This window comes from Flavobacterium sp. HBTb2-11-1, from assembly GCF_009826975.1.
GTDB lineage: Bacteria > Bacteroidota > Bacteroidia > Flavobacteriales > Flavobacteriaceae > Flavobacterium.
Window position 1 is genome coordinate 219,140 of the sequence record NZ_WUMO01000005.1, and the last position, 19,279, is coordinate 238,418.

Here is a 19,279-nt window from a genome sequence, read left to right on the forward strand (position 1 = left end):
AGATTCCTTTTACTTTTTTCAATTTTTATATTCTTGAAAATAAGTTTCGAGCTTTTGGAGCATTAATTCCAAAGGATATTCAGCGTAATATTCGAAAGTATGTTCTTTTATGTATTGCTCTGTATGTTTCTCGTAGATTTCAGGTTTTAAATCTTTTAAATGAACTGAAACATTTTTTGCTTCATTTTCAAATAATTGCCATGTTTCTTTTCTAACAGAAGGAGTAAAAATAGAAAAAGTTGGAACCTCAAGAGCTTTAGCCATATTTACAGCGCCGCCTTCATTTCCAATAAGCATCTCGCATTGAGAAAGTAAGGCTAAAAACTGACGCAAATCGGTTGCGTATAAATCAAAAATAATATGTTTTTTGGTTTCTTCCGAACAATAATTATAAACCTCTAAAGCTTGTTCTTTTTGGTTTGGAATATAATTAAATAGGATCGTGGCATTTGTTTTGGCTACAGTAAAATCAATAATTTTTGCCATTCCGTCAAGCGGATATGTTTTGTAATGCTCGCTACCTAAAATTCCAAACATAATCAATGGTTTTTCTGGATCTACATTATAGCTTTTTAAAATGTTTTTTGCTTCAGCAATTTCAGATTCTTTTAAAAAGATCTTTGGTTTTACATTTGTAATCTTTTCAGAGAAAAAAGGTTTAAGAAGCAATAATCTGTTTTCAATTGCCAAACCAAATTCAGATTTTATGGCATCAAAACGCTCGTAACTGTAATTATAAAATATGTTGGAATACCACTTATGGTAAGAAACTTTATATTTTGCGCCAGAGAAAAAAGTTATTAGACTAGTTCCCAATTTACTGTATACGTCTATTACAGCATCGTATTTTTTCCTTCGAATCTCAAAAATGAATTTAATAAACTCAAAAGTCGATTTTCGGATTTTATTAGTCACCGGTATGATGTTATCAATATTCGGATTTTCTAAAAGAACATCAATCGAATTAGGATAACACATATAGTCAATTGTAGAGTTTGGAAACTTGGCTTTAAGATTGTTGCAAATAATTGTGCTCGTTAAGACGTCTCCAATTCTTTTTTGCTGAATGACTAATATTCTCATTTGGGTTTTTGTTCAATTAGAAGGCTAAAATACAAACTATTTTATGAAGTCTACAAGTGATGGCGGCAATAAGATTAAACTAAATTAAAAAGTTATATTTTTGTGCTCAACAAATTAAAATTTACAATGGGAATTAGCGGTCTGGTTATTACTTTCAATGAAGAAAAAAACATTGGAAAATGTATTGATGCTTTATTTAAAGTCTGTGATGAAGTCATTATTGTAGATTCTTTCAGCAAAGATCGTACAGTAGAAATAGCTAAAGAAAAAGGAGCTAAAGTTGTTCAACAGGCATTTTTAGGAGATGGTCCGCAGCGTACGCACGGATTGCCTTTTTGCAAAAATGACTGGATCTTAAATCTTGATGCAGATGAATTTCTTGATAAAGATGCTGAGGAATTTATTCTACAGAAAAAGTATTTGGAAGGAAATTACGATGCTATGAGTTTTAGAGTTAAAAACTTTTTGGCAGATAAATTAATTGATTTTTCAGGTTGGTATCCAGATCATAAAGTTCGTTTCTTCAATAAAAAAACGGCTCATCCTTCAGAATCTAAAGTGCACCAGAAAATTATTGCCCAAAACGAAAAAAAGGTGGCAGTTCACATTTTGCATTACGGATGGGATTCTTTTGACCAAATTATTGCAAAAAAGAACCAATATTCTGGATGGCATGCCCAGCAATTATTTGATCAAGGGAAAAGAATAAATGCTTTTAAACCTGTCCTAAACGGAACTGTAGCTTTTGTTCGCTGTTATTTCTTTAAAAAAGGAATCTTCAATGGTCTTGACGGATTGACAATTGCAATGATTCAGGCTTTTTTCTCTTATATGAAATATGCCAAGCTTATAAAGCTTCAGAAAAGCAACAAATAAAAAAATCCAAATTCCAATATAAATAATCAATTGGAATTTGGATTTTTAATTTTAGGATTTTTTAAATCTATACCGCAACATCGTACTCACGAAGCGCATTGTTTAAAGAAGTTTTTAAATCTGTAGATGGTTTACGAGTTCCAATGATTAACGCACAAGGAACTTGGTATTCTCCAGCAGCAAATTTCTTAGTATAGCTTCCTGGAATAACCACAGAACGAGCAGGTACATAACCTTTCATTTCAACTGGCTCATCACCTGTAACATCGATAATTTTTGTAGAGGCAGTCAAACATACGTTAGCTCCAAGAACAGCTTCTTTACCAACGTGAACACCTTCAACAACAATACAACGAGAACCGATAAAAGCGCCGTCTTCTATAATTACTGGAGCAGCTTGCAATGGCTCAAGAACACCACCAATACCAACACCACCGCTTAAGTGTACGTTTTTACCAATTTGAGCACAGCTTCCTACAGTTGCCCAAGTGTCAACCATTGTTCCTTCGTCTACATAAGCACCAATGTTTACGTAACTTGGCATTAAGATTACACCGCTAGAGATGTAAGCGCCATAACGAGCAACAGCATTTGGCACCACACGAATTCCTTTTTCAGCATAATTTCTTTTCAGCAACATTTTATCGTGGTACTCGAAAATACCAGATTCCCATGTTTCCATTTTCTGAATCGGGAAATACATAACAACTGCTTTCTTAACCCATTCGTTTACCTGCCATTTGTCACCAACTGGTTCAGCAACACGTAATTTTCCTGCGTCTACCAATTCGATCACTTCTCTAATGGCATCTGTGGTTGTAGTTTCTTGCAATAAAGCTCTGTTTTCCCAAGCTTGTTCAATTATAGTCTGTAAAGAATTCATACGTTTAATTTTTTGGCAAAGATAACGTATTTGTAGAAATGCAAAAAAGCAAAACTGCTTGAAAATGTTACAGATTTAACTTTTTGTTTCTTATTTGTAGGCTTAGTAAACACATATGAGTTTTTGATTAATACTATTACCACTAGAAGTTTTTTTTATATCAAAATATGACAAAAGTCAGGATTTCTCTTTTTTCTTCACTTTAATTTCGCAGTGTTGATCAACATTCCATTCCATAAATAATCATATAAGCAGTAAAATATGAATCAAGAAAATCACCTTCAAAACAGAGTAATCATTGACAAAGAAGTAAGCTGGGATAAGACTCAGGTTATCATGAGTAAAACAAATGCATACGGTATTATTGAATATGCCAACGAAGTATTTGTAGATGTTTGTGGTTACGAAGATTATGAATTAATGGGACAGCCTCATAATATCATACGTCACCCAGATATGCCAAAAGTAATTTTTAAAGTGCTTTGGGAAAATCTTAAAAACGGTAAAAACTTTCACGCTATTGTAAAAAACCTTGCAAAGTCTGGAAGATACTATTGGGTAATTACAGATTTTGAAATTGCCCGCGACGAAAACGACGTTATTGTAAATTATTTCGGAAGAAGGCAAGCCGTACCGCAAGAAGTAATTGCGATGCATATTGAACCTTTGTATAAAAAGTTATTGCAGATCGAAGCAGCAAGCGGAGTAGAATTTAGCGAGAAGTACTTGATAGGATTCTTAGAAGAGAAAAAGAGAACTTACGTTGAATATATTAAGGAGCTGATTTACGAACATGAAAAGTCACAATCTAAGTTTGCTAATTATTCTGAAGAAGAGGATGCAGGAGAGGAAGAAGAACATAGGGGTTTTTTCAGCCGTTTGTTCGGAAGATAAATTGAGTTATTTTTTAGGTTTGAATATTTGGATAAAGATCCGTCTTGAGTTTTCAGGACGGATTTTTTGTTTTAAGCTTAATTTAAAAAAAAAACATGAATTTAAAAGGTTTATATTTGTATTGTAAAATGAAAGCATTATGGAAGCGATTAGATTAGAATTTCAACCAGAGATTAGGGAGAAGGTACTTAAGTTGCTAAGCAAGTTTTCTCCTAGTGAATTGAGGATTATAGAAGAAGACTCTGACTTTGAGAACGATAAAAGAAAGGTGCATGCAGCTTATGCTAAATTAAAAAGTGGTAATGAAAAGTTGTATTCAGTAGATGAAGTAGACTCAATTTTAGACAATACATTTTCGGAATATGACAATTAAAATTTCGAATGAATTTTTAGAATTATTAAAAGACCAAGTTCATTATATTTATAAAGATAAACCTAGAGCAGCGCTAAAGTTTAGAAAAGATTTGCTTAAAAACATTAAAAAAGATTTAAAACATCCTTTTCATTTTACTAAGTCGAAATATTTTGATGATGAAAATATTAGAGATTATGTTTTTAAAGGTTACGTCTGTGTTTATGAGGTTGATGCTGATAAAGACATTGTTTTCGTTTTCGGTTTTATAAAATATAAAGAATCCCTTTAAAGATTATAATTTCACCTTCCTTACTTTTATAAAAATTTCAAAACATGCCAAGAATCCTTTCAATAGATTACGGACAAAAACGCACCGGAATTGCAGTTACAGACGAAATGCAGATTATAGCTTCGGGTTTAACTACGATTCCTACCCGCAATTTGGTTGACTTTTTAAAAGATTATTTTGCTAAAGAAAAAGTCGAAGCGGTTTTGATTGGCGAACCAAAACAAATGAACGGACAGCCATCAGAAAGCGCTTCAGTGATTAATGGTTTTGCAAAGCATTTTTCAAACATCTTTCCAGACATGAAAGTGATTCGTGTTGATGAGCGTTTTACTTCAAAAATGGCATTTCAAACCATGATCGACAGCGGTTTAAGTAAAAAACAGCGTCAGAACAAAGGTTTAATAGACGAAATTTCTGCCACAATTATGCTTCAAGATTATCTTTCCGCAAAAAAATAGCGCTGTTCGTCGTATTTTTTATTTATAATTTAATGGTTTTTAGAAAATCCTAACTTTTATCATCTAAAAATTAGTTTTTTTTTGCAATTAAAAAAGTACCTTTGCACTTTAAATAAAAATACTGTTATGCCTGACGAAACCATACGTTCAAATAGTGATGTAGTACTCATTGGCGCTGGAATAATGAGTGCCACTCTTGGAGTAATTTTGAAAGAATTACAACCAGATATAAAAATTGAAATTTACGAAAGATTAGATGTTGCTGCAGCAGAAAGCTCTGATGCTTGGAATAATGCAGGAACGGGACATTCTGCTTTTTGTGAACTAAATTATACTCCAGAAAAGGCAGACGGAAGCATAGATCCTAAAAAAGCAATAAGTATTGCAGAATCATTCGAGATTTCTCGCCAGTTTTGGTCTTACTTGGTACAGCAAAACAAAGTGCCGTCTCCGGATAATTTTATTAAAAGTGTGCCTCATATGAGTTTTGTATGGGGAGATAAAAACGTAGATTATTTAAAAAAGAGATTTGAGGTGCTGCAAAGCAATCCAATTTTCTCTGATATGACTTTCAGTACCAATTTTGAACAGCTTCAAAAATGGATGCCATTGGTAATGGAAGGCAGAAGTGCTGACGAAAAACTAGCTGCCACACATATGGAAATTGGTACCGATGTTAATTTTGGTGCTTTAACCAGAAGTATGTTCAATTACTTAGAAAAACTAGACGGTGTTTCTTTGTTCTTCAATCATGAAGTTAAAAAACTAAGACAGCGTGAAGATAAATCTTGGAGAATTAAAATTAAGGATTTGTCAACTGGAAAAACTCGTAAAGCCTATACTAAATTTGTATTTATTGGTGCAGGAGGAGGTTCTCTTCCTTTATTAGAAAAAGCAAATGTGCCAGAAGGAAATGGATATGGAGGTTTCCCTGTAAGCGGACAATGGCTGAAATGTACAAATCCAGAAGTAATTGCAAAACATCAAGCAAAAGTTTATGGAAAAGCAAGTGTTGGAGCTCCTCCAATGTCTGTTCCTCATATTGATACTCGTGTAATTGATGGTGAAAAAGCGCTTCTTTTTGGGCCATTCGCAGGATTCTCAACTCGCTTCCTTAAAAATGGTTCATATTTAGATTTGCCACTATCTATTAAACGTAACAACTTAATTCCGATGTTGGCTGCTGGATATCACAATATTCCATTAACGAAATATTTGATAGAGCAAGTGCGTCAGTCTCCAAAAGACAGAATGAAAGCTTTGCGCGAATATCTTCCAACAGCACGTTCAAAAGACTGGAAATTAGAAAAAGCAGGTCAGCGTGTTCAGGTAATCAAAAAAGATGAAAAAGAAGGTGGGGTTTTAGAATTTGGTACAGAAGTTATTAATACACACGATGGAACTTTAGCAGTTTTATTGGGTGCTTCTCCGGGTGCTTCTACAGCTGTGGCAATTATGATTGATTTAATTAGCAGATGTTTTACACATCAGATTAAAACACCAGAATGGCAAGCAAAATTAAAAACAATGATTCCATCTTATGGACAGACTTTAAACGACAAGCCAGAACTTTTAGAACAGCTTAGAAAACAAACAGCAGAAGTTTTAAAATTAAATTAAGCTTCTCATATTTCAATAAAAAAAAACAAATCCAGATGAATTAATCTGGATTTGTTGCTTTTAAGTCGGTTGTATTTTTTAGAATTTTTTCTGCCAGATTGCTCATCCAGATTAATTGCTCAATTACCATTTGCGCTTCCTGCATTTTCGCTTGTCGCGTTTCTTTGTCCAAATCATCATCTTCTGCTAAACGGGTAAAATGCCTGCGCTTTAATTCTTCAAATTGCAAAGTCACATCTTCTTTTTCAAAAAAAGTATCTTGTACCACAACTTCGTTTCTTAATACAGAAATAGAATGATCCAGATTGGCTAAAATAGTCTTGATGATATAATTAAAAGAATCAGATGCAGAAGTGGTTTGATGCGACTGAATATAAGTTGAAAGTGACGCCAAAGCAGATAACAAAGAGTGATTTAAAACCACCAATTTATTTACCAAAGGCATTGTTTTTTGTTTCGACTTAGGTTCCTGCATCATACGCTGAAAAGAAGTCATTAAATTTCCTATTTCAACAAAGGCATTTTTTCGGGCTAATTTATATGAAGTTGGAACTTCTCCCTTCTTATTGTAAAAATCTGCAATCTCTTTTAAGTAATTTCTATTGGCTCGAATGGTGTTTTCAATATGGATAGGTGTATTGATGAATTCCCAAGCCGGCCATAAAAACTGATTGGCAATAAAAGCTAAAGTTGCTCCTGCAAGTGTATCTAATATTCTGTATTGAATTACTTCATTAATATCTGGGGTTAGAATTCCGTAGATGAAAACCACGTACATGGTAACAAATGTTGCGCTAATCTTATAATTGATTTGGGTAAATGAAATTCCGAGCAGCATACATACAATAGAGAAAATACTCAACGCAACATGATTCTGAATGACAGATACAATTCCAAAAGCAATAATTCCTCCCAGAACAGTACCAAACATTCTGTTGTAAGACCGCTCTTTAGTCAAACCATAACCAGGACGCATGATGACTACAATGGTAAGGAGAATCCAATATACGTTTTGAAACGGCAGCGCTTGTCCAAGAAAAAAACCGATCAAAATCGTAATGGTTAATCGTATAGAATGTCTGAAAATTGACGAAGAATAACTTAAGTTTTCAATTAAAGTTCGAAGCGGGTAATACTGAGGAGTTAAAAACTTTTCAAGCTCTTTGTCTTTGTCTTTCAATTTATATGACTGCATTGCCAAAGAAAGCGCACGCTGGATCGTTTTAATTTTTCCAACCTGATTTTTTGCATATTTCAGCATATTGGTCAGCATTAAAACGCCTTCTGCCGCTTCTTCTTTTCCTAATGTCTTTTCGTAATCAAAAATGGCAAATTCAAGAGCATCCAATTCATTTTTCAAATCATGTTTGTCAACATAAGTACTAATATGGTTCACATTTTTTGAAAGCTTTTTTAAGGTAGAGGCTAATTTGTATGCTACATTTTGATAGGTTCTTAAAACATCTGGATGTTTGGCGAATTTTTCATGAAGTTTGCTGTGGTCAAATGAAGTGTATAAAGCCAATTCTTGAATTTCGACCAAAGTAATAAAAACCAAAAGCATTTTTCTGTTCTGGCTTGTAGTTCCAGAAGTATTCTGGTTTCCAATGAGCATTTTTCTTAAATCTTCGTGAATAAGATTTAATTCCACCTGTACAGCCAGCTGCTTTTCTATAATTGCTTTCCTGTTGGCTTCTGGACTCCATAAATCGCCTCTTAATTTAAGGTATTTGGCTGTGAGTTTTATTCCTTCGGCAATTTGTAATTCTACATATTTATAAGGCTGTACAAAATGAAAAACAAGCGATACTATCAAATACAAAATTCCTCCAATAAAAATAAAGCCTGAATATTCAAAAGCTTCCCAACCTTCATGTAAATGTCCAAAGGATAGAGAAATCGATAATAAAGCAGAGAAAGAAATCAAAGTAGCTCGCTGTCCGTAAACCGAAATCATAGAACATAAAAACAGCAGAAATCCTAAAAAGATATAAAAAAGTATAGGAAATGGATAAACAAGATTTACCAAAAGGTTAACTCCAGAAACAATAAAAGAAGCGGCAATTAACCCTTTTATTTTATGGCTGAGAGAACTCGGAATGTCGCTGGGATAAGTGTAAAATGCACCAAGCGCAATTGTAAATCCGATTTCAAAATGACCAAGAAAATTTAAAACTAAAACAGGAACAACAGAAGCAATAGTTACTTTAGAGGCATTGAGAAAGGAAGTACTGTTAGTAAATTTCGAAATTCGGTCAATCATAAAAAGAGGTTTACTAACAAAGGTAAGAATTGTAGGAGTGATTTTGGCATAATTATAGATGAGATTTTTAATGGCTTGCAAAAAATATGATATAATGCAGTATTAGAATTATTCATTGACTATTTTTTACTATTTTTGCCAGCTGAAATATCAGAACTTTAATTCTGTTTTTGCAGCACATTAAAACATAAATAAAAACAAATGATTTTACCAATTGTAGGATACGGTGATCCTGTTTTAAGAAAAGTAGGGCAGGATATTACACCAGAATATCCAAACCTAAAAGAAACGATCGCAAATATGTACGAGACGATGTACAATGCGTATGGAGTTGGACTTGCAGCACCGCAGGTTGGACTGCCAATTCGTTTGTTTGTGATAGATACAACGCCTTTTAGTGATGATGAGGATCTTCCTTCAGAGGAACAAAAAGATTTAAAAGGTTTCAAGAAGACTTTTATCAATGCTAAAATCGTTAAAGAAGAAGGAGAAGAGTGGGGGTTTAATGAAGGCTGTTTGAGTATTCCTGATGTGCGTGAAGACGTTTACAGAAAACCAACTGTTACAATCGAATATTGTGAAGAAGATTTTGTAATGAAAACGGAAGTGTTCGACGGGTTAATTGCAAGAGTTATCCAGCATGAATACGACCATATTGAAGGAATCTTGTTTACAGATAAAATCTCATCTCTAAAAAAACGTTTAATCCAAAAGAAATTGAAAAATATTACTGAGGGAAAAACGTCTCAGGAATATAGAATGAAATTTTACGCAGCTAAAAAAGCAAGATAAGTTTTCTAAATAATTAGAAGCAAAAAATAAATAAAATTCTTAATACTAATTTTAATAAAAATGAATTTAACGAAAATTTTAGCCATTTCAGGAAAACCAGGTTTATACGAATTAAAAGTACAAACTCGTACAGGTTTTGTGGCGGAATCATTAATTGATGGGAAGAAGATTACTGTAAATCTAAAAAGCAATGTAAGTTTATTGTCTGAAATTTCGATTTATACTTATGAAGGCGAAAAACCGTTAACTGAAGTAATGCAGCAGATTGCCGTTAAAGAAAACAAAGGACAAGCTATCTCTCATAAAGAAGATAACGCTACTTTGTCTGCTTATTTTAAACAAATTCTTCCTGATTATGACGAAGAAAGAGTTTATCCATCAGACATTAAAAAAGTATTAAGCTGGTATAATACACTTCAAGCAAAAGGACTAGTTACAGATTTAGCTCCTGCAGCTGAAGAACCAAAAGAAGAAGCGCCAGCTGCGGCTGAAAAACCAAAAAAAGCTCCAGCTGCTAAAAAAGCAAAAGCTAAAAAAGAAGAATAGTCATTTTTCTTTAAACATATATAATCCTGTTGAGAGTTTTCTTGACAGGATTTTTTAATTTTACAGAATCGAGTTTAAATCAAAAGAAAGTTCAAAATGAGCAGAGAAAACCAGTTAAAAGCATTTGAGAGATTATTGAATATCATGGATGAACTTCGTGAGCAATGTCCGTGGGATAAAAAACAAACTCTTCAGACATTAAGACATTTAACAATCGAAGAAACCTATGAGCTAGGAGATGCTATTCTGGACAATGATTTAAATGAAGTTAAAAAAGAATTGGGCGATTTACTGCTTCATATTGTTTTCTATGCCAAAATAGGCAGTGAAACTAATGATTTTGATATTGCTGATGTTTGTAATGAAATCTGTGATAAATTGATTCATCGTCATCCTCATATTTATGGAGATGTAAAGGTGGAAAATGAGGAAGAAGTAAAACAAAATTGGGAAAAGCTAAAGCTTAAAGAAGGCAAAAAATCTGTTTTAGAAGGCGTTCCTAGAAGTCTTCCAGCAATGGTCAAAGCAAGCCGAATTCAGGATAAAGTGAAAGGAGTAGGGTTTGACTGGGAAGAACCTCATCAGGTTTGGGATAAAGTGCAAGAAGAATTGCAGGAATTGCAAGACGAAGTAAAAACTGGAAATCAAGATAAAATTGAAGACGAGTTTGGAGACGTTTTGTTTTCTATGATTAATTACGCAAGATTCTTAAATGTAAATCCAGAAGATGCTTTAGAAAGAACCAATAAAAAGTTTATTAAACGTTTTCAATACCTAGAAAGTAAAGCAAACGAATTAGGTAAACCTTTAATGGATATGACGCTTACAGAAATGGATGTTTTCTGGAATGAAGCTAAAAAACTTTAGTTGTCGGCCAATTTCTTTAAAGCGCGAACGTCTTTAAGCATTATTTTTTTGCCAACTAATTCTATTAGTCCTAATTTATTAAAATCAGATAATAGACGAATACAGCTTTCTGTTGCCGTACCAATAATGCCTGCAAGTTCTTCTCTTGTTAGTTGCACTCTTAGTGTTTTGTCAGTATCTTCGCCAAATTCATCATGTAGGTGCAGTAAAGTTTCGGCAAGTCTCTGTTTAACTGTTTTTTGAACTAAAGCAATTTTTTCGTTCTCAGATTCCTTTAAATCTTCGCAAACAGATTGCATCATATTTAAAGAAAACTGATTGTTATTATTAAAGAAATTGATGATTTCAGCTTTAGGAATAAAACAAACTTCCATGTCGGCAATCGCTTTTGCAGTCAAATTTGCAGGCTCATTGCTAATCATAGAACGCTGTCCAAGAAGTTCACCAGATTTTACCAATTTAACAATTTGGTCTTTTCCGTTTGCGCTCAGTTTTGAAAGTTTTCCAACACCGTCTTTTACGCAGAAAACACCATTTGTTACTTCACCTTCTTCAAAAAGAGCCTCACCTTTTTTAATTTTGTAAGTCGTTTTGCTGCTGGCTAACTTAATAACTTCTTCTTTGTTAAGGGCTTTTAATGAGCTTAACTGGCGTACAATGCATTGATCACATTTATTCATGACAATATTTGTTTGCTGCAAAAGTAAGGATATTTGAGGGTTTTAACCACCTTTAGAAGGTAAATTTATTATAAATTAGGGTTAATTCTTTTTTGAGCTTTTTATTTTATAAATTTAGGAATCCAATTTCAAAATAACATGACAATTATCATCTTAATAATTGTGCTTTAATTGGAAATTTGTGGCAAATAAAAACAAGTTTATGAGGGAGCAAAGTTGTTTTCATTGTGGTTTAACTATTGAACAAAATGAAGAAATTGATTTTGATAATAAAAAGTTTTGTTGCGCTGGCTGTAAAACAGTTTACGAAATTTTCAGCATCAACGACCTAACATCGTATTACGATTTTGAAAAGTCTCCAGGAGCCACACCGCAAGACATCAAAGGAAAATATGATTTTTTAGAAAATGAAACTATTCTAGCAAAAGTTTTAGAGTTTCAAGAAGGCAACACTTCGATTGTTTCGTTAAATATTCCGCATATCCATTGCAGTTCTTGCATCTGGATTTTAGAAAACCTAAATCGTCTTCAGCAAGGAATTAGCACTTCTCAAGTTAATTTTCACGAAAAGAAAGTTAGAATTACCTTTAATTCAGATATAGTTTCGTTAAAAGAAATAGTTTATCTCCTAAGTTCTATAGGTTATGAACCTTATATTAGTTTAGAAAATTACGGATCAGCAAAAGCAAAAATCGACAGAAGTTTAACCTATAAATTGGGTGTTGCATTTTTCTGTTTCGGAAATATTATGCTGCTTTCATTTCCAGAATATTTCGAAATGAAAGAGTTCTGGCTCGATAGTTACAAACCATTTTTCAGATTATTGATTTTTCTTCTAGCACTGCCAACTTTTTTATACTCAGCAAGCGGATATTATGTTTCTGCTTATCATAGCATTAGAACGAGAATGCTTAATATTGATATCCCGATTGCTTTAGGAATTATCGTGATGTTTATTCGCAGTACTTATGATATGCTGATGGATCATGGTCCAGGTTTTTTTGACAGTTTGGCTAGTTTGATATTTTTTATGCTTCTTGGCAAAATGTTTCAAATTAAAACTTATAGTTTTTTAAGTTTCGAAAGGGACTTCAAATCATACTTTCCAATTGCGGTTACTAAAATCAATAAAGATGCTTCTGAGGAAAACGTTGCTGTTTATGATGTTTTAAAAGGAGACCGGTTATTAATAAGAAATCAAGAGCTTATTCCTGTTGATGGAATTTTAATTAGCGAAAGCGCCGAAATTGACTATAGTTTTGTTACAGGAGAAGCAGTCCCAATTACTAAAAAATCTGGAGATAAAGTCTTTGCGGGAGGAAAACAGATTGGTAAAGTAATCGAAATGGAAGTTTTGCACTCTGTTTCTCAAAGTTATTTAACCCAATTATGGAGCAACGAGATTTTTCAGAAAAAAGTAGACCAGAAGCATAAGACTATAACAGATGCAATAAGTCGATATTTTACCCCCATATTATTGCTCATTGCATTTGCTGGTTTTGGTTATTGGATTTTTAAAGATGCTAATACTGCTTTTAATGTTTTTACAGCGGTATTGATCGTAGCTTGCCCGTGTGCACTGGCTCTCACCGCCCCGTTTACTTTTGGAAACATATTGCGAATTTTAGGTAAAAAGAAATTTTATTTGAAAAATGCTGTTGTAATCGAACAGCTTGCCAAAGTTGATACAATAGTTTTTGATAAAACAGGAACTATTACAACTAACAAAAAGTCGAATATAATGTATGAAGGAAATTCTATTTCAGATTCAGATATTATATTGATTAAAAATGTATTGCGAGGTTCAAACCATCCATTAAGCCGAATGCTTTATGATTTTCTGCCAGAAGCGAAACGCATTAATATAGAAGACTTTCAAGAAATTACGGGGAAAGGCATTTTGGCTCTTGTTGATGGGAAAGAAATAAAAATTGGATCTGGACAATTTGTTAATGATATAGTTGCTGATGGTTCGGAAATTGAGAAGACAGCATTGCACATTAAAATAGGAGAGTTCTATTTTGGGAAATATACTTTTCAGAACCAATATAGAGAAGGCTTAGAAACACTTTTTGTAAATCTGAGCAAAAATTACCAAATAAAAGTGCTTTCTGGTGACAATGATGGTGAAAGATCAAACCTGGAATCCATTCTGCCAAAAGGTACCGAGTTGATATTCAATCAAAAACCCGAGCAAAAACTAGAATACATAAAGAAACTTCAGGAAAAAGGGCAAAATGTAATGATGGTTGGCGATGGATTGAATGATGCTGGAGCATTGGCTCAAAGTAACGTAGGGATTTCAATATCAGAAAACGTAAATGTCTTTTCGCCTGCCTGTGATGCCATTTTGGACGCAACAGAATTTTCACGTCTCAATTACTTCTTAAAGCTTTCCCATAAAGCTATTTTGATCATAAAAATGAGTTTTACATTATCACTGATTTATAATGTTATTGGGCTTGCATTTGCAGTTACAGGAAACCTGCTTCCATTGGTGGCTGCGATCATCATGCCGCTTAGTACAATTACGATTGTAAGTTTTGTTACTTTTATGTCTAACTATTTCAGTAACAAAAATTTAGAATGATTTTAAATTGTTTTGAAAGATATTTTTTATAAATTTAACATATCTTTTTGTTTATGATAATTATCATATTTTATGCCTCTTTAACAGAGTAATTTTGTTAATATAAATCCAAGGTATGAGTGTTATTTATTTATTAATTTCAGTAAGTATTTTTGTGGCAATCTGTTTCTTTATTGCCTTTATCGCAGCTGTCAAATCTGGACAGTATGATGATGATTATACGCCTTCAGTCAGAATTCTTTTTGATGACGAAACCAAAATTAATTCCCAAAATAATAATTCACCAATCGAAGAAAAACAAGTATAATTATGGAAATGGAACAGTTTTATTACGACAACAAAATTGTAAAAAAATTCATTTACGCCACAATACTCTTTGGTGTTGTGGGTATGTTAGTGGGACTTACCTTGGCGGTAATGTACCTTTTTCCCAACATGACAGATGGGATTTCGTGGCTGAGTTACGGCCGATTAAGACCGTTACACACTAATGCAGTTATTTTTGCCTTTGTGGGTAATGCCTTTTTTGCCGGTATGTATTACTCGCTGCAAAGATTGCTAAAAGCCAGAATGTTTAGTGATTTTCTGAGTAATCTTCACTTTTGGGGATGGCAGTTGATTATTGTAGCTGCCGCAATTACACTTCCTCTAGGTTATACTTCTTCTAAAGAATATGCAGAGTTAGAGTGGCCAATTGATATTGCAATCGCTTTGATTTGGGTTGTAATGGGAATTAATATGATTGGTACCATGTTGCGTCGTAGAGAGCGTCACCTGTATGTTGCAATTTGGTTTTATCTGGCAACATTTGTAACGGTAGCTGTACTGCACATTTTTAACAATATTGAAATTCCGGTTTCAGGTTTAAAAAGTTACTCTGTGTATGCTGGTGTTCAGGATGCACTTGTACAATGGTGGTACGGGCACAATGCGGTGGCATTTTTCCTTACAACTCCGTTCTTGGGATTAATGTATTACTTCGTTCCAAAAATTGCAAATAGACCTGTTTACTCCTATAGATTATCAATTATTCACTTTTGGTCTTTAATCTTTATCTATATTTGGGCTGGACCTCACCACTTATTATATTCTGCATTGCCAAACTGGGCTCAGAACTTAGGGGTTGCATTCTCAGTAATGTTAATTGCTCCATCTTGGGGAGGTATGATCAATGGACTTCTTACATTAAGAGGGGCTTGGGATAAAGTTCGTGAAGAACCAGTTTTAAAATTCTTCGTTGTGGCAATTACGGGTTATGGTATGGCGACTTTCGAAGGTCCAATGTTATCTTTAAAAAACGTAAATGCTATTGCACACTATACTGACTGGATCGTAGCTCACGTACACGTAGGAGCTTTAGCTTGGAACGGTTTCATGTCGTTTGGTATTATCTATTGGTTGATTCCAAGAATGACAAAATCGGAGTTATTCTCTAAGAAATTGGCAAACTTCCATTTTTGGATTGGTACTTTAGGTATTATTGTTTATACAATTCCGTTGTATGTGGCAGGTTTCCAACAAGCATCAATGTGGAAACAATTTAATCCAGACGGTACTTTAACTTATGGAAATTTCCTTGAAACGGTAACTGCTATTATGCCAATGTATTGGATGAGAGCTATTGGTGGTACTTTGTACTTGGTAGGTATGCTTACATTAGTTTATAATATTGTGATGACAATCAAAGCAGGAAATCCAGTAGAAGATGAATTGGCTCAGGCTCCGGCATTGCAAACCATAAAAAGCGGTAGATTAAGCGGAGAGAAATTCCACTCTTGGTTAGAAAGAAAACCAATTCAATTAACTATTCTAGCTACAATCGCAATTTTAATTGGAGGTATTATTCAGATTGTGCCAACAATTATGGTGAAATCAAATATTCCAACTATTTCAAGTGTAAAACCATATACGCCGTTAGAGCTTGAAGGACGTGATTTATATATTAGAGAAGGTTGTGTTGGATGTCACTCTCAATCAATTCGTCCTTTTAGAAGTGAAGTTGTACGCTATAACGGACCACAATCAAAAGCAGGTGAGTTTGTTTACGATCATCCATTCTTATGGGGATCTAAACGTACAGGACCAGACTTGTTAAGAGTAGGTGGTAAGTACAACGACAATTGGCACTTTAACCACATGTGGAATCCGCAAAGTACATCTGCTGGATCAATTATGCCAGGTTACAAATGGCTGTTCGATAACAAACCAATGGATATTTCTTTGACGCAGAAGAAAATGCAGGCAATGATTTCATTAGGTGTGCCATATTCTCCAGAAGATGTTACAAATGCGCAAAAAACTTTAAGAGAGCAGGCGGTTAAGATAGAAAAAAGCTTAGAAAGCGATCCTGATTTCGTTAAGAGTTACGAAGATAGCCGTAAAAAAGCTGAAGCAAAAGGCGAGAAATTTATTCCGATGAACGAAAGAGAAATCGTTGCTTTGATCGCTTATATTCAAAGACTTGGTACTGATATTAAAGTAAAAGAAACTAAATAACAGCATTATGTTTGAACAAATAAAACACAATATGGAAACAATATCGGGTGTAGAATTATACCCGATTATTTCCCTCTTGATTTTCTTCTTCTTCTTTGTAGGATTAGGTATTTGGGTGTTCTCTTATAGAAAAGAAAAAATTCAAGAAATGAGTAATATACCTTTAGATGAAGGACTTAGTGTAATTACAAAAGATAGATAAAAATGAAAAAGTTTTTCCCAGTATATGTTAGAGTACCGTTGATTTTCTTCATCGTATTTGCTTTGATGGAATATTTTATAGATTCAGGCGATAAGCCGGCTTTTGTAAAATATCCAATGGTATCGCTCTTTTTATTTGTCTTTTTGTTTATTCTGATTGCAATCGAGATTACGCTTAGCGCTGTTAATCGAGTAATGTATCAGTTATTAACGCCAGAAGAAAAAGCTCAAAAAGAACTTGAAGAAAGTTTAAGCTTCAAAGAAAGCACTTGGTTTAAAAACCTAATGCATAAATTGACTAAAACAGAGCCGATTGAAAAAGAAGGCGATTTATTGATGGATCATGATTATGACGGAATAAAAGAGTTGGATAATAATTTACCGCCATGGTGGGTATATCTGTTCTACATCTGTATCATTTTTGGTGTAATCTATGTGGTTCGTTACGATGTGTTAGGAGCTGATGATCAAGAAATGGAGTTGAAAAAAGAAATGGCGCAGGCGAAAATTGATGTTGAAGAATACATGAAAACTGCTCCAGATCTAATGGACGAAAAAACGGTTGTCTTATTAACTGATGAACCAAGTTTAGCGGCAGGAAAAGAAATCTTTATGACCAATTGTGCGGCCTGTCACAGAGCTGATGCTGGAGGACAGATTGGACCAAACTTAACAGATGATCACTGGATTTTAGGAGGAGGAATTAAAAATGTTTTCCATACTATTACAAATGGAGGTAGAGACGGAAAAGGAATGGTTTCCTGGAAAAACAATGGTTTAAAACCAAAAGAAATTCAAAAAGTGGCTAGCTACATTCTGTCTTTACAAGGAAGTAATCCAAAAGATCCAAAAGAAGCAGAAGGAGAAGTTTGGGTAGATGATAGTGCTCTTAAAACCGATGCCGCTGCAGCAACAACAAAAGATACCACAGAAGTTAAAAAATAATTAGAATATCATGTCAAATTTACCAGACGAAGCTTTTAGAGATACCATTGGAACAATAGATGAAGGTGGTAAACGAAAATTTATATTTCCTAAAAAACCGTCTGGTAAATTTTATGATTATAGGAAAATTGTCAGCTATGTTTTGCTGGCAATTTTATTCATAAATCCTTTTATTAAGGTTAATGGGAATCAGTTTATGATGTTCAATATCTTGGAACGTCGTTTTAATATTTTTGGATTCCCTTTTTGGCCTCAGGATTTTTATCTCTTCGTAATTTCAATGCTTGTCGGCGTTGTATTTATAATTTTATTTACTGTTGTTTTTGGAAGAATATTTTGTGGCTGGATATGCCCGCAGACTATTTTCCTTGAAATGGTTTTTCGTAGAATCGAATATTGGATCGATGGAGATCGAGGTTCTCAGTCTCGTTTGGCAAGAATGGAATGGAATGGTGAGAAAATTAGAAAACGAGTTTTAAAGTGGACTATATTCTTCGTAATTTCTTTTCTTATCGCTAATGTCTTTTTAGCTTATTTGGTAGGAAGTGATGCCTTATTCTTAATGATTGAGCAAGGTCCTGTAAAACAGGCAAGCAATTTTATTGCACTGCTTATCTTTACTAGTGTTTTCTATTTTGTTTTTGTATGGTTTCGTGAACAGGTTTGTATTATCGCTTGTCCATATGGAAGGTTGCAAGGCGTTCTTTTAGATAATAAATCGATAAATGTTGCCTACGATTTTGTTCGAGGTGAAAAAGAAGAAGGACGTGCAAAATTCAAAAAAAATGAAGATAGAGCATTAACTGGAAAAGGAGATTGTATCGATTGTCTTCAATGTGTTCACGTCTGTCCAATGGGAATTGACATTAGAAATGGAACTCAATTGGAATGCACAAATTGTACAGCTTGCATTGATGAATGTGATCATATTATGGAATCTGTAGGATTACCAAAGGGTCTTATCCGATACGCTTCTGAAGATGAAATTGCTAAAAAAGAACCTTTCAAGTTTACAACAAGAATGAAAGGATATACAGCTGTTCTCTTCATTTTATTGAGTATTTTTGTTGGAATGCTGTTTTTGAGAACAGATGTACAGGCAGTAGTTTTACGCTTGCCTGGCCAGCTGTTCCAACATAATGGCGAAAAAATCAGTAATGTTTACACCTATAAAATCGTAAACAAAACAATGAAGGATTACAATGATATTCATTTCGAATTAATTGATCAGAAAGGAGAAATTAAAAACGTTGGCAAAAAACACTTTAAAATAGCTAAAGAAGGAATTTCTCAAGGAACATTATTTATTGAAATTGATGAGGTTTTACTTGAAAGTGATAAAACAAAAGTAAAAATTGGAGTTTATAATGGTTCTGAACTCCTAGAAACAACGACTACAAATTTCTTAGGACCAAGAAGTTTTAATTAAAAATATAGTATT

General features: G+C 33.6%; 19 protein-coding genes. 15 read left to right on the top strand and 4 right to left on the bottom strand.

Features of this window, described 5'->3' with window-relative positions; genetic code table 11:
• Window positions 1–18: 18 nt before the first annotated feature.
• Window positions 19–1,083 (bottom strand): glycosyltransferase family 9 protein, encoded by a 1,065-nt coding sequence (locus GR162_RS12750; RefSeq protein ID WP_160782488.1) that lies wholly within the window; start codon window positions 1,081–1,083, stop codon window positions 19–21.
• A 126-nt stretch (window positions 1,084–1,209) separates the two neighbouring features.
• On the opposite strand from GR162_RS12750, the gene GR162_RS12755 reads away from it, so the two are divergent.
• Window positions 1,210–1,959 carry a glycosyltransferase family 2 protein gene (locus GR162_RS12755; RefSeq protein WP_160782671.1) on the top strand — a complete coding sequence of 250 codons (750 nt, stop codon included), beginning with the start codon at window positions 1,210–1,212 and terminating at the stop codon, window positions 1,957–1,959.
• A 67-nt stretch (window positions 1,960–2,026) separates the two neighbouring features.
• Here the strand turns inward: GR162_RS12755 and GR162_RS12760 are convergent, their stop codons facing one another.
• Window positions 2,027–2,842: a 2,3,4,5-tetrahydropyridine-2,6-dicarboxylate N-succinyltransferase gene (locus GR162_RS12760; protein WP_008462641.1), complete on the bottom strand. Its 816-nt coding sequence runs from the start codon at window positions 2,840–2,842 to the stop codon at window positions 2,027–2,029.
• A 261-nt stretch (window positions 2,843–3,103) separates the two neighbouring features.
• Between GR162_RS12760 and GR162_RS12765 the strand changes: the two genes are divergently transcribed.
• The 5 genes from GR162_RS12765 to GR162_RS12785 all read left to right on the top strand — a co-directional run bounded on the left by GR162_RS12765 (window position 3,104) and on the right by GR162_RS12785 (window position 6,458).
• Window positions 3,104–3,736, top strand: coding sequence for a PAS domain-containing protein (locus GR162_RS12765; protein WP_008462642.1), 633 nt, complete (start codon window positions 3,104–3,106; stop codon window positions 3,734–3,736).
• Window positions 3,737–3,875: 139 nt separating this feature from the next.
• Window positions 3,876–4,109 (top strand): hypothetical protein, encoded by a 234-nt coding sequence (locus GR162_RS12770; RefSeq protein ID WP_160782489.1) that lies wholly within the window; start codon window positions 3,876–3,878, stop codon window positions 4,107–4,109.
• Entirely contained in the window at window positions 4,099–4,380 is a 282-nt protein-coding gene (locus tag GR162_RS12775) for a type II toxin-antitoxin system RelE/ParE family toxin (protein ID WP_160782490.1), read from the top strand. The genes GR162_RS12770 and GR162_RS12775 overlap by 11 nt, the downstream gene beginning before the upstream one ends.
• Window positions 4,381–4,424: 44 nt before the next feature.
• Complete coding sequence (gene ruvX, locus GR162_RS12780; protein ID WP_160782491.1) at window positions 4,425–4,838, top strand: Holliday junction resolvase RuvX; 414 nt, start codon at window positions 4,425–4,427, stop codon at window positions 4,836–4,838.
• A gap of 126 nt (window positions 4,839–4,964) precedes the next feature.
• The gene (locus GR162_RS12785; protein WP_160782492.1) at window positions 4,965–6,458 is read left to right on the top strand and encodes a malate:quinone oxidoreductase; all 1,494 of its coding nucleotides are present in this window, start codon (window positions 4,965–4,967) and stop codon (window positions 6,456–6,458) included.
• Between the two features lie 40 nt (window positions 6,459–6,498).
• On the opposite strand, the gene GR162_RS12790 is transcribed toward GR162_RS12785, so the two are convergent.
• Window positions 6,499–8,721, bottom strand: coding sequence for an FUSC family membrane protein (locus GR162_RS12790; protein WP_160782493.1), 2,223 nt, complete (start codon window positions 8,719–8,721; stop codon window positions 6,499–6,501).
• Window positions 8,722–8,922: 201 nt separating this feature from the next.
• On the opposite strand from GR162_RS12790, the gene def reads away from it, so the two are divergent.
• From def to mazG, 3 genes are all read left to right on the top strand, one after another.
• Window positions 8,923–9,513, top strand: a complete 591-nt coding sequence (gene def, locus GR162_RS12795) for a peptide deformylase (protein ID WP_066032212.1) — start codon at window positions 8,923–8,925, stop codon at window positions 9,511–9,513.
• Between the two features lie 60 nt (window positions 9,514–9,573).
• Window positions 9,574–10,059 (top strand): DUF5606 domain-containing protein, encoded by a 486-nt coding sequence (locus tag GR162_RS12800; protein ID WP_160782494.1) that lies wholly within the window; start codon window positions 9,574–9,576, stop codon window positions 10,057–10,059.
• A 96-nt stretch (window positions 10,060–10,155) separates the two neighbouring features.
• On the top strand, window positions 10,156–10,926 hold the full coding sequence (mazG, locus tag GR162_RS12805) for a nucleoside triphosphate pyrophosphohydrolase (RefSeq protein ID WP_129748688.1): 771 nt from the start codon (window positions 10,156–10,158) through the stop codon (window positions 10,924–10,926).
• On the opposite strand, the gene GR162_RS12810 is transcribed toward mazG, so the two are convergent.
• Window positions 10,923–11,606, bottom strand: a complete 684-nt coding sequence (locus GR162_RS12810; protein WP_129748689.1) for a Crp/Fnr family transcriptional regulator — start codon at window positions 11,604–11,606, stop codon at window positions 10,923–10,925. The two genes, mazG and GR162_RS12810, sit on opposite strands and share 4 nt — an antisense overlap.
• 202 nt (window positions 11,607–11,808) lie before the next feature.
• Between GR162_RS12810 and GR162_RS12815 the strand changes: the two genes are divergently transcribed.
• The 6 genes from GR162_RS12815 (at window position 11,809) to ccoG (ending at window position 19,267) form a co-directional block, all read left to right on the top strand.
• Complete coding sequence (locus GR162_RS12815; protein WP_160782495.1) at window positions 11,809–14,196, top strand: heavy metal translocating P-type ATPase metal-binding domain-containing protein; 2,388 nt, start codon at window positions 11,809–11,811, stop codon at window positions 14,194–14,196.
• A 115-nt stretch (window positions 14,197–14,311) separates the two neighbouring features.
• A complete protein-coding gene (ccoS, locus tag GR162_RS12820; protein ID WP_095930917.1) occupies window positions 14,312–14,503 on the top strand; it encodes a cbb3-type cytochrome oxidase assembly protein CcoS in 192 nt (63 codons plus the stop codon).
• A 2-nt stretch (window positions 14,504–14,505) separates the two neighbouring features.
• Window positions 14,506–16,692, top strand: coding sequence for a cytochrome-c oxidase, cbb3-type subunit I (gene ccoN, locus GR162_RS12825; protein ID WP_160782496.1), 2,187 nt, complete (start codon window positions 14,506–14,508; stop codon window positions 16,690–16,692).
• A gap of 7 nt (window positions 16,693–16,699) precedes the next feature.
• The gene (locus GR162_RS12830) at window positions 16,700–16,894 is read left to right on the top strand and encodes a CcoQ/FixQ family Cbb3-type cytochrome c oxidase assembly chaperone (protein WP_111378528.1); all 195 of its coding nucleotides are present in this window, start codon (window positions 16,700–16,702) and stop codon (window positions 16,892–16,894) included.
• Between the two features lie 2 nt (window positions 16,895–16,896).
• Complete coding sequence (locus tag GR162_RS12835; RefSeq protein WP_160782497.1) at window positions 16,897–17,838, top strand: cbb3-type cytochrome c oxidase N-terminal domain-containing protein; 942 nt, start codon at window positions 16,897–16,899, stop codon at window positions 17,836–17,838.
• Window positions 17,839–17,848: 10 nt separating this feature from the next.
• Window positions 17,849–19,267: a cytochrome c oxidase accessory protein CcoG gene (gene ccoG / locus GR162_RS12840; RefSeq protein WP_160782498.1), complete on the top strand. Its 1,419-nt coding sequence runs from the start codon at window positions 17,849–17,851 to the stop codon at window positions 19,265–19,267.
• Window positions 19,268–19,279 lie beyond the last annotated feature (12 nt).

What these genes read in the sequence shown, in the direction of transcription:
- GR162_RS12755 (WP_160782671.1), top strand. Translation starts at nt 1,210, where the DNA reads ATGGGAATTAGCGGTCTGGTTATTACTTTCAATGAAGAAAAAAACATT.
- GR162_RS12835 (WP_160782497.1), top strand. Translation starts at nt 16,897, where the DNA reads ATGAAAAAGTTTTTCCCAGTATATGTTAGAGTACCGTTGATTTTCTTC.
- ruvX (WP_160782491.1), top strand. Translation starts at nt 4,425, where the DNA reads ATGCCAAGAATCCTTTCAATAGATTACGGACAAAAACGCACCGGAATT.
- GR162_RS12810 (WP_129748689.1), bottom strand. Translation starts at nt 11,606, where the DNA reads ATGAATAAATGTGATCAATGCATTGTACGCCAGTTAAGCTCATTAAAA.
- GR162_RS12775 (WP_160782490.1), top strand. Translation starts at nt 4,099, where the DNA reads ATGACAATTAAAATTTCGAATGAATTTTTAGAATTATTAAAAGACCAA.
- GR162_RS12790 (WP_160782493.1), bottom strand. Translation starts at nt 8,721, where the DNA reads ATGATTGACCGAATTTCGAAATTTACTAACAGTACTTCCTTTCTCAAT.
- GR162_RS12760 (WP_008462641.1), bottom strand. Translation starts at nt 2,842, where the DNA reads ATGAATTCTTTACAGACTATAATTGAACAAGCTTGGGAAAACAGAGCT.
- ccoS (WP_095930917.1), top strand. Translation starts at nt 14,312, where the DNA reads ATGAGTGTTATTTATTTATTAATTTCAGTAAGTATTTTTGTGGCAATC.
- GR162_RS12830 (WP_111378528.1), top strand. Translation starts at nt 16,700, where the DNA reads ATGTTTGAACAAATAAAACACAATATGGAAACAATATCGGGTGTAGAA.
- ccoN (WP_160782496.1), top strand. Translation starts at nt 14,506, where the DNA reads ATGGAAATGGAACAGTTTTATTACGACAACAAAATTGTAAAAAAATTC.
- GR162_RS12785 (WP_160782492.1), top strand. Translation starts at nt 4,965, where the DNA reads ATGCCTGACGAAACCATACGTTCAAATAGTGATGTAGTACTCATTGGC.
- GR162_RS12770 (WP_160782489.1), top strand. Translation starts at nt 3,876, where the DNA reads ATGGAAGCGATTAGATTAGAATTTCAACCAGAGATTAGGGAGAAGGTA.
- GR162_RS12815 (WP_160782495.1), top strand. Translation starts at nt 11,809, where the DNA reads ATGAGGGAGCAAAGTTGTTTTCATTGTGGTTTAACTATTGAACAAAAT.
- mazG (WP_129748688.1), top strand. Translation starts at nt 10,156, where the DNA reads ATGAGCAGAGAAAACCAGTTAAAAGCATTTGAGAGATTATTGAATATC.
- ccoG (WP_160782498.1), top strand. Translation starts at nt 17,849, where the DNA reads ATGTCAAATTTACCAGACGAAGCTTTTAGAGATACCATTGGAACAATA.
- def (WP_066032212.1), top strand. Translation starts at nt 8,923, where the DNA reads ATGATTTTACCAATTGTAGGATACGGTGATCCTGTTTTAAGAAAAGTA.
- GR162_RS12750 (WP_160782488.1), bottom strand. Translation starts at nt 1,083, where the DNA reads ATGAGAATATTAGTCATTCAGCAAAAAAGAATTGGAGACGTCTTAACG.
- GR162_RS12765 (WP_008462642.1), top strand. Translation starts at nt 3,104, where the DNA reads ATGAATCAAGAAAATCACCTTCAAAACAGAGTAATCATTGACAAAGAA.
- GR162_RS12800 (WP_160782494.1), top strand. Translation starts at nt 9,574, where the DNA reads ATGAATTTAACGAAAATTTTAGCCATTTCAGGAAAACCAGGTTTATAC.